The sequence below is a fragment of the Pseudanabaena biceps PCC 7429 genome (genome assembly GCF_000332215.1).
GTDB classification, from domain to species: domain Bacteria; phylum Cyanobacteriota; class Cyanobacteriia; order Pseudanabaenales; family Pseudanabaenaceae; genus Pseudanabaena; species Pseudanabaena biceps.
Genome location: NZ_ALWB01000216.1, coordinates 1 through 9519, shown reverse-complemented (window position 1 = coordinate 9519; position 9519 = coordinate 1). Strand labels below are relative to the sequence as shown.

The 9519-nt window shown below is 44.8% G+C and carries 7 protein-coding genes; 1 reads left to right on the top strand and 6 read right to left on the bottom strand.

Translation table 11 applies throughout. The features are described from left to right. Positions 1-80 precede the first annotated feature (80 nt). Entirely contained in the window at positions 81-2507 is a 2427-nt protein-coding gene (recJ, locus tag PSE7429_RS18710) for a single-stranded-DNA-specific exonuclease RecJ (protein ID WP_009628893.1), read from the bottom strand. 59 nt (positions 2508-2566) lie between these two features. Between recJ and PSE7429_RS18705 the strand changes: the two genes are divergently transcribed. Then, entirely contained in the window at positions 2567-3679 is a 1113-nt protein-coding gene (locus PSE7429_RS18705; protein ID WP_009628892.1) for a histidine kinase, read from the top strand. Positions 3680-4176: 497 nt separating this feature from the next. Here the strand turns inward: PSE7429_RS18705 and PSE7429_RS18700 are convergent, their stop codons facing one another. From PSE7429_RS18700 to PSE7429_RS18680, 5 genes are all read right to left on the bottom strand, one after another. Further along, positions 4177-4485 (bottom strand): DUF3155 domain-containing protein, encoded by a 309-nt coding sequence (locus PSE7429_RS18700; protein ID WP_040689531.1) that lies wholly within the window; start codon positions 4483-4485, stop codon positions 4177-4179. Positions 4486-4704: 219 nt separating this feature from the next. Beyond that, positions 4705-5157, bottom strand: coding sequence for a transcriptional regulator NrdR (gene nrdR, locus PSE7429_RS18695; protein WP_009628890.1), 453 nt, complete (start codon positions 5155-5157; stop codon positions 4705-4707). A gap of 277 nt (positions 5158-5434) precedes the next feature. Then, entirely contained in the window at positions 5435-6790 is a 1356-nt protein-coding gene (locus tag PSE7429_RS18690) for a pyridoxal phosphate-dependent decarboxylase family protein (protein WP_009628889.1), read from the bottom strand. Positions 6791-6857: 67 nt separating this feature from the next. Continuing rightward, positions 6858-8639: an ABC transporter ATP-binding protein gene (locus PSE7429_RS18685; protein WP_009628888.1), complete on the bottom strand. Its 1782-nt coding sequence runs from the start codon at positions 8637-8639 to the stop codon at positions 6858-6860. Positions 8640-8741: 102 nt separating this feature from the next. Next, on the bottom strand, positions 8742-9519 hold a 778-nt coding region (locus PSE7429_RS18680), incomplete at its 5' end, for an ATP-binding response regulator (protein WP_040689524.1).

Here is a 9519-nt window from a genome sequence, read left to right as displayed (position 1 = left end):
GAGATGCGGCGCTTCGCGCCGCATCTCTCTTTTGGGTTTTGATTTTGTCCTGATTTGCTTGGCGGCAGTTATATATGTGATTATTTTTGATCGGCAAGAATTACTGCAAGTTTATTAATCGCAATGCCATACCATTTCTGCATTCTGAGGAGTTCGCCATCAAGGGGTAATGTCGGTGGGAAATCGCAGATGTAGTTCAGTTCGCGCAGAGCCGCCACGATCGCGCTAGGCGAAATCCACCATTGCTGTGAGATATCTAACAGATTTAATTTCTCTATATTCTCTAAGTTAAGAGACTGAATTTGATGGCGAAATTGATCGATGGAAGGCACTGAAGGAATATGGGAACCGAGATAGATATAATCGGGTTTAGCGGTAGCGATCAGCCATTGTAGATGTGTGAATGATGGTGGTAAAGTCCATAGAACAACTGCTTCGTACTTTTTATTGCGCGTGGGGCGATCGCAATCGACATCACCTTGAAACTTATCGGCTGGGCGATCGCAACCATATAGTAATAATGGACGAGGTAGAGGTCTTGACGCTTCGTTGAGATTTTCCCATTGGGGAAACTTGGTAATTATTGGTGCGGGTTTATATAGTAATGGAATTTGTTTAGTCTCAATTTGAGAATTATCTCCATTGTCTACTTCATGAATGCCTACTTCACGAAGCCCTACTATTTCTAATTCTACGGAAGTAGTATCTTGCCACTGATTAGCCCTTAGCTTATAGGCGATATCCACGCGATTGGGGATAGGGCAATATTCTCCCCAGCGCCAAGCGATCGCCTTAATTTTACCGTTGCCAGTATCAAGCTCTAAAGAGAGATGTTTGACTTTATCCCTACCACGAGTTTGTTGAGAGATAACGCGAACATTTTGACTATAAAACACGGGATCGGGATTGCCGAGCCCGCAGGGTTGCAGGCGATCGCAGGTTTGTAACAGGGACATCGAAACATCGCTAAGTTCGGCGAGTACATCCACCTGAATGAAGGGCATGATATGACTGGGTAAAATATTTTCGCGATCGACAAATTCCCGCAGCCCTAGGCGTAGCTTCTCCATATTCTGCGCAGGAATGGTAAATCCGCCTGCGGCCTTATGTCCACCACCCTTATTGCGAATGGGAGCGATATATTCGAGGGAATGGAAAACATGAAATTCGGGAATGCCTCTTACGGAGAAACGTACCGTGTCCCCTTGATGGTTGTACGATTCTTGCTGATTTTGCGATACTTCCTTCTCTTTGTCCTCCATGTCGTGACTATCTTCATAACTGCCGATAAATACAGGAGCACCGTACCGTTCTACTAAGCGCGAGGCAACAATGCCAATTACCCCGTGATGCCAGCCCGTCTGTTTGGCCATGGGTAAGTCTGCTTGGACATCGCGATCTACGATTACTAAAACCCGTTCTTGGGTGATGTCAAAACCTTCAGCCCGTTTTTGGTTGATATAGCGGATCGCTTGTTCCTCAATCTCTTTACAGAGATCTTGGCGCTTTTTATTAGTCGCTTCACATTCTTGGGCTAGGGCGATCGCCTGTCCCATTTCTTCGCAGGTTAAGAGGTCGATAATGACTTGAGGATTGCCAATCCTGCCGATCGCATTAATGCGGGGACCCAAACCAAACCCGATCGCTTCGGGCTTCATCCCCGTTTGTTTATCTTTGGCGATTCCCGTTTCATTAATCAGGGCAATGATGCCAATTACCTTAGATTGGGACAGCAACCGCAAGCCCTTTTTGACAAGTCGGCGATTGATCCCCGTTAAAGATGCCAGATCGGCGATCGTCCCAAGGGTAAATAGCTCCAACAGTGGATTTTCTAACTCGGCACGTTTGCCAAAGCGATCGCTTAACTCCAGCGCCAAAATATAGGCGACTCCAACACCAGCGATCGCTGCATAGGGAGAATGCGGATCGACTTGATATTTAGGATTGAGTATGGCGGTTGCAGGGGGGATTTTGCTAGAATCTTCGGGGACTTCATGATGGTCGGTAACAATTACAGAAATATTTAAGGATTCTGCGAGGGCGATCGCCTCATAGGCGGCAATCCCATTGTCCACGGTGATAATTAATTTCCCATTTCGCTCGTGACAATCTCGGACAATCCGCATATTGATCCCATAGCCTTCCGTCATGCGACTGGGAATTTCGTATTCCACAATTGCCCCTAACAATTTGAGGGTACGGATCAATAAAGCCGTACTAGTCATACCATCTACGTCATAATCGCCACAAATTGTGATGCGTTCGCCGTTTTTAATTGCATACTCGATGCGATCAATGCTGGCAATTAAATCGGGAAATTCTTGCTTGGGGTCGGGTAAATTGTCAAGTTCGGGATCGAGAAAAACTTTGGCAGTTTCAGGGGTATTAATGCCTCTATTTAGCAAAACCTGCGCGATTATGGGAGAAAGTCCTGTGGCGTTGGCAATCGCGATCGACAAATCGGTTTGAGGTGAGAAAATCTGCCATCGTTGTTGAGGTAAATGCATGAGAACAATAATATAATTATTAAGAATATCTTAAAAATTCGTTGCGAGTCCGAAAGTAAATGAGGACTGTTTCAACATTACCTGAATCAACATTGCAACTCCTACTATTTATTGACGATCGCCCTAAGGCAAAAGATTTAGTCAAAGAAGTGGAGGAATTTTTGCATAGCGAGAGCGATTGTCGATCCGAGTTGCAAATTATCAATGTCGCCAGTCAGCCTCAACTTGCCGAGCTCTTTAAAGTGGTAATGTCTCCTGCCTTGCTAAAGCTATCACCTTTACCACGCCAAACGATCGCAGGGAAAAATATTCTCAAGCAACTGGGGAATTGTTGGGATACTTGGAAACAACAGGTACTCGACCAAACCACGAACCATCCTCCCGAACTTGCCCAAAATATCGACTACATGAGTGAAGTGGCACATCTTGCTGATGATGTGTTTCGGTTATCTCAGGAAAAAGCCGAGATTGAGGAACAAATTCGTTTTAAAGATCGGGTGCTGGGAATGCTAGCCCATGACTTGAGAAATCCCTTAACAGCAATTTTATTAGCGATCGATACGATCGAAAAAAGTGGTGACAAAATCGACCCGCAAATGATTTCTCGTCTCCTCAAGCACGCGAGAAATAAAGCCCGTGATGCTGACAATATGATTACGGATATTCTCGAAGCGGGAAGGGGGGCAAATGCCCAATTTCGCACCCAAAGGCAAAAGATTCAACTCGATCAGCTTTGTCATAGTGTCGTCAGCGATTTTTACTTCCACAAATGTTTGGAAGGGAAAATGCAAAAATTGGTAAAAGATATCCCTACCGATTTACCGCCCGTATATATCGATCAAGAAAAAATTCGTCAAGTTTTAATCAACCTGTTGGGGAACGCTACGAAATATACTCCTGAAGGTGGAAAAATCGAGCTTACCGTGATGCACCGTACCTCGCAAAAAATTGAGGTTAGTATTACTGATAATGGTCCTGGAATTCCTGCGGAAATGCGCGATCGCGTATTTGAGGAGCGCTATCGCTTAGAACGGGATGATGAGGCTGACGGCTATGGTATCGGGCTCTCCCTATGTCGTCGGATTATCACGGCGCATTACGGTCGGATCTGGGTTGATGATGCGATCGGCAAAAAAGGAAGTTGTTTTCGGTTTACTTTGCCAGTTTACTAATAATACCAATTCCCAAAAGTGTGGCTACACTTTTGGGAATTAAAAACCAAACCCAGTAAGGGTTTTAAAATCACAAAATGGCTACGCCATTTTGTGATTTGGTATAAAAGATAAATGGCGGCGCTTCGCGCCGCCATTTATCTTTTGGACTTTAAGATAATTAACAAAAAACCAGAAGTGAGATGTCACTTCTGGAAGATGTAATAAATACCTTCAACCGTTAATATCTAAATAAATAAAATCCCCATTTGTTAGTTACATGAGTAACCATGAAAATTTTAAACATATTTGACTAAACTACAAATCAAATATATTTATACTCATAACTATCATTGATGTTTACTTTTCAGCAATTTACGAATAAATAAGTGCAAATTTCTATAATCTATGGTGATAAACACAGCTTTCTCTAGAAACATGTACTTATTAATGTAAAGTGCTGAAAAAGCGATACCAACGAAAAATTTAAAGTTTACCTTGATGGATAGCCGAAAAAATTATCGACATCCTGCAAGGGCTACTTCTCTTTCTTCAGGTGGCTTCAGACTAGGGAACAAGAAGTGATTTTCTTCAACATACTGTGCTCCGAATAGTCCTTTTTCTGCCCAGAAGTATCGATCCGTTGTGTGCTCGTTCCGTCTTACAAGCAACAATGCTGGGGGAAGAATGCCATGTGTATGAATGTACTTACGTGCAGCCGTTACTGGCTTATCTTCTCCGCTATCGATACTAAATTGAGGAATATGTTCTAGGATTTTGCGCCCTTCTTGGCGACGTCTACTCTTCCGCTTACGTCTCCTTGCCAAATCAATACCTCCTAATTTAGACCCTGAAATGCGATCGGGATTACAAAACACTGATATTATAGCTAGGGTCAATAAGAAATTTCAACTTTTCTTTACAAATTTTTGTCACTAGTCATTTCCTGTGCCTTAGGTTGATACCAAGCCAAAATCTAGAAGTTAGGTTAGGTAATCATTACATCCCTACGTTTTACTCCAGCGATCGCTGTATCGACAACTACATCAATTTGCGGCAAAGTGGTTTAGAGCTTCGGCAAAGTCTCTAACTCCCCGAAATTGTCGGTATACCGAAGCAAATCTTACATAAGCAACTTCGCTGACATCTTGTAAATATCGCAAAACCATCTCCCCAATTTCGACGCTTGAAACTTGATGGCGATCGCGTCCTTGAAGTTGCGCTTCGATTTCATCAATAATTGACTCCAGAGCCGTCTGCGATACCCCCGTTTTCTCACAAGCTCTGATCATGCCGCGCAGCAATTTCGATCGATCAAAGGATTCGCTCGCCCCATCCCGTTTTAAGACTGTGATGGGGACAAATTCAATCCGTTCGTAGGTGGTAAATCGACGCTGACAGTTCAGACATTCTCGCCTGCGTCGGATACTACAGCCTGCTTCTGCCGAACGAGATTCTAAAACACGGCTATCAGTATGCTGACAAAACGGGCAAAGCATGACATATCTCAACTATGGTGTGTATGGATCGAATGGTATAGCTATATTCACTTAAGTCAGGACATCAAACCCAATAGAGAGTTGCGGCGCGAAGCGCCGCAACTCTCTATTGGGTTTGATGTTTGTCCTAACATTACTGACTCATTACTGACTATAGCTATAAAACCGATTCTTTATTTATACAACTGTAAGTTATAGTGGTCAGTTTGGTGATGGGGAGCAAAGCCAAGGTTTGGGAATCTCTTCCACAATATTCCACAATACTGCCTTGTAGGTATCATCCTGCGTAGGGATGTAAAACCACCGCTTTGAGAATGCGATCGCCTTTCCAAAGCGGTAAAGATAGCCATAATTTGCCTTCATCGATCCACTGTTGACGCAATGCCGCACTACTTAGTTGGGGATCCGTAGATTGGAGACAAATAATATTTAATGTCGGTTCGCAAACCAGCTCTAAATCACTCGAAGCATCCACCCATTGGCGCAAATTATGCGATAGATCGAGCGATCGCTCAACGAGATAACGACAGCCTTCTATGCCCATTGCCTTCATTGCCATCCACAATTTGAGGCTATCAGTGCGCCTTGTTCCTTGCAAATTGAGGTTGCCGAAGTTGAGAGTGCGATCGTCCATATAGGGAAGTTCCCCTGCAAATCCATCCACCAGATGTTGCCGATCTTTTACGATGAGCATGGCACAGGTTCGCGCTACCCATAGCCATTTCTGAGGATTAAAGGTCATCGAGTCGGCAAGTTCGCAGCCTTGAAATAGAGGTTTTAGTTTGGGAGTAAAAATTCCCGCCCCACCATAGGCAGCATCAACATGAAACCAGCAATCATAGCGCTTAGCAATGACTCCTACCGCTTGGATGGGATCGATCGCGCCTGTCACCGTTGTACCTGCGATCGCCGCCACAAAAAAAGGCGTTTTCCCTTGGCTAATTGCTTGTTGAATGGCTATTTCTAATTCCTCAATGAGGATTTCACCGCGATCGTTCGTGGGCACGCGCACTAAGTTATCCTTCCCAGTGCCAATCACATTCATTGCCTTCTCAAAGGAAGTATGGGCGGCATCGGAGACAAAGGCGACTAAATTTCCAGAACCACCAACATTTTTGCTCTCAGGACATTTCCAATTTCTTGCCAATAAAAGCCCTGAAATATTGGCAAGGCTACCACCTGAGGTAAGCGTGCCAAAACAATCCTTGCCCATACCGAAGAAATGCCCAAACCATTGCATGAGCTGGGATTCCATTTCCGTAAATATGGGTGCTAGCTCGTAGCTCAGCATATTGTTGTTGACTGCGGAAACTAGAGCGTCAGCCCAGATCGTGATGGCGGTAGGTACGCTGTCCATATGTCCCATATAACGGGGATTCTGGAAGTTAACCGTACGAGGCAAAATCTGCGATCGCACTTCAGATAGCAACTCTAAGAGTTCCTGTCCCTGTTGGGGAATGTGGAGCTCGAAAGCAGTTTCGTCCTTTACAAAGGGATGATTTTGAGTATCCAGAACTGAATCCACGATCAGATCCACAAAGGCATAGCCTAACTTGCGGATATCTTCGAGATTGGAGCGATCGGGATTGAGAAAGTGGGAATTAAGGGAGAATTGGCGCGGGGAATCGGGCATTGTTACGTTTATTTATCAATGAGCCACCGAGGGATGCAGGCTATGGCATCACAGGGGGATTTTAAGTTTAGTCGATGTAAGGGATACGCGGAATCGAAGCAATCAAAGCCTTGGTATATTCGTGGTGAGGATTAGTTAAAACCGATGCGGTGCTGCCCTGCTCTACGATTTTACCGCCACGCATCACCGCAATGCGATCGCAAAAAAATTGGGCGACAGCGAGATCGTGGGTAATAAAGATATAGGTAAGTTTAAATTCCTGTTTGAGGTCGCGCATTAGCTGTAAAACTTGGCTCTGGATCGAGGCATCCAGCATACTTACTGGTTCGTCACAAATAACCAATTTGGGGTTAGTAATCAGGGCGCGGGCGATCGCGACCCTCTGTAACTGTCCTCCTGACAAATCGGATGGATAGCGCTCGGCTAGTTGTGAACTCAGCCCCACTTTTTCGAGAATGGCATATACCTTGTCGCGGGCGGCTTCGAGGTTAGGGACAATCTGGTGAATCAGCAGAGGATCGGCTACACTCCGAAATACAGTCATGTAGGGACTGAAACAAGCACGCGGATCTTGAAAGATCATCTGCATCTGCGATCGCATTTGGCGTAATTGTTCGCCTTTGAGTTTAGTGAGTTCTACGCTATTAAACCGCACCAAACCGCGATCGGGCTTAATTAATTGCAGGATCGCCCGCCCAGTCGTACTTTTGCCCGACCCACTTTCGCCAATAATGCCAAAGGTCTCACCTGAGAGGATTTCTAAGTCAATGCCATCAACAGCTTTGACCACACCAATCGAGGCATCAAAAAATCTAGCGATCGGATTGCCTCCAGTGACATAGTGCTTTTTCAGATGATTGACATAGAGAATCACTCTGGGAATAGACTTTTGCGGGACAGTAATTTTTTCAATTAATTGAGTTTCTTGGGGTTTTGGGTCCTCTTCCTGATTCTCTTCAGAAGTATTCGTCTCTTCAGCATCACTCGCAGGAATATCTTCAGGGGATTGGAGATCTTGAATTACGGGAAGATCTTGAATTACAGGAATATCTTGGATTTCCTGCTGGTTTTGATTGGATGCGAGAGCCTCGGGATGGAAATGTAGCACCGAAGTTAGCAAGCTCTGGGTATAGGGATGCTGTGGGGAACGGAAGATCTGTTCGACGGTTCCCGTCTCCACGATCGTCCCGTTATACATGACGGCAATGCGATCGCAATATTCGGCAACCATACCCAGATCGTGAGTAACTAGCAATAAACCCATCGAACGGCTTTTGCGAAGGGTTGTTAGCTCTTTGAGAATTTCCGAGGCGACAGTAACATCAAGACTAGTCGTCGGCTCGTCAGCAATCAACAAAACGGGATTAAGTAATAAAGAAAGGGCGATCGCAACTCTCTGGCGCATTCCGCCGCTAAATTCATGGGGATATTGCTTAGCACGGGATGGATCGATGCGCACGGCTCTTAGAGCTTCATTTAGCCGTTGTTTTGCCGATTGCGTCGATAGCTTAGGATAGTGAGATCCTAATACTTCCAGCCCATGTCCTTCTATGCTCATCAGGGGATCGAGTCTTGTCATCGGATCTTGAAATATTAGTCCGACTTTTTCCCCGCGCCACTTACCATCTTTTTTTTCAGCGATCGCTTCGCCATCAACGCATATCGTTCCTTCCATACTCGCGCTTTGGGGCAATAGCTTGATCAGCGATCGACCAATTGTCGATTTTCCGCACCCACTCTCACCGATTAAACCTAGCGCTTCACCTGCTTGTAAGTGGAAAGTGACGCGATCTACTGCGGGCAATGCATCGCCATAACGTACAGTTAAGTTTTCAACTTCAAGCAGCATGTTTTTAAGGTCTGAGTATCTAAAGCATCTCAAGCTAAAATATCACGCTTCAAGACATATAAAGTCTTTTACCATCAAATTTGCGTAAGCCTTAATTCATATTCATGGATATCTTTCAGTCAGATATTCTTGAAGCAGAAGCTCCAGTTTCTCGGTTTGAAATCCCTTAGTTAGCAGTTGAATCTGCTGGACAAAAGGCAAATAGCGGACATCCCTTTGACCAATTTGCCCAGCGGTGTCACCTAGTTTTTTGATTAAGCCATCAAGAGCTAGATCCAACAGCAACCTCAAGTCCTCCTCAGGAGGCACGACCAAATCTCCTAGTGTTACTACTTCTTCCTCCTTTTTTCCCTCTTCATAACTCCACTTGATTTGCAGATGCTTGCCCAATAACCTAAACAATTCTTCCGAATGTACTGGCTTCTCAAGGAAATCATTCCCTCCTACGTCTAGACTCTTTTGCTGATCCTCTTGCCCTACGGATGCCGAAGAAACAATCACGATCAGTCCCTTTAATGTATCTTCCGCTCTGATCTGGCTCAACATCTCAAATCCATCCATCACTGGCATCGCCAAATCCGTTATAACAAGGTCAGGATGATTCTCTCTTGCTTTTTCTAGCCCTATCTGTCCATTCTCAGCTTCGGTGAGCCTAAATCCTAAAGGCTCCAGCAGATTGACGATCACCGACCTGTTTTCCCATTTATCATCAACGATCAATATCTCCTTTCTCTCTCCTTCATATCCGATGATATTCTGTCCTTGTTGAACTGTTTTTTGCTTTACCCAGTCCTCGGCTAACTTTACTCCTATCCTAAAACTAAATATGCTCCCTTTCCCTAGTTCGCTCTTAACTTGGATCTCTCCTCCCATCATTTGT

Excerpts from the sequence above, each read along its gene's own strand:
- recJ (WP_009628893.1), bottom strand. The coding sequence starts at position 2,507 with ATGCATTTACCTCAACAACGATGGCAGATTTTCTCACCTCAAACCGAT.
- PSE7429_RS18705 (WP_009628892.1), top strand. The coding sequence starts at position 2,567 with ATGAGGACTGTTTCAACATTACCTGAATCAACATTGCAACTCCTACTA.
- nrdR (WP_009628890.1), bottom strand. The coding sequence starts at position 5,157 with ATGCTTTGCCCGTTTTGTCAGCATACTGATAGCCGTGTTTTAGAATCT.
- PSE7429_RS18690 (WP_009628889.1), bottom strand. The coding sequence starts at position 6,790 with ATGCCCGATTCCCCGCGCCAATTCTCCCTTAATTCCCACTTTCTCAAT.
- PSE7429_RS18685 (WP_009628888.1), bottom strand. The coding sequence starts at position 8,639 with ATGCTGCTTGAAGTTGAAAACTTAACTGTACGTTATGGCGATGCATTG.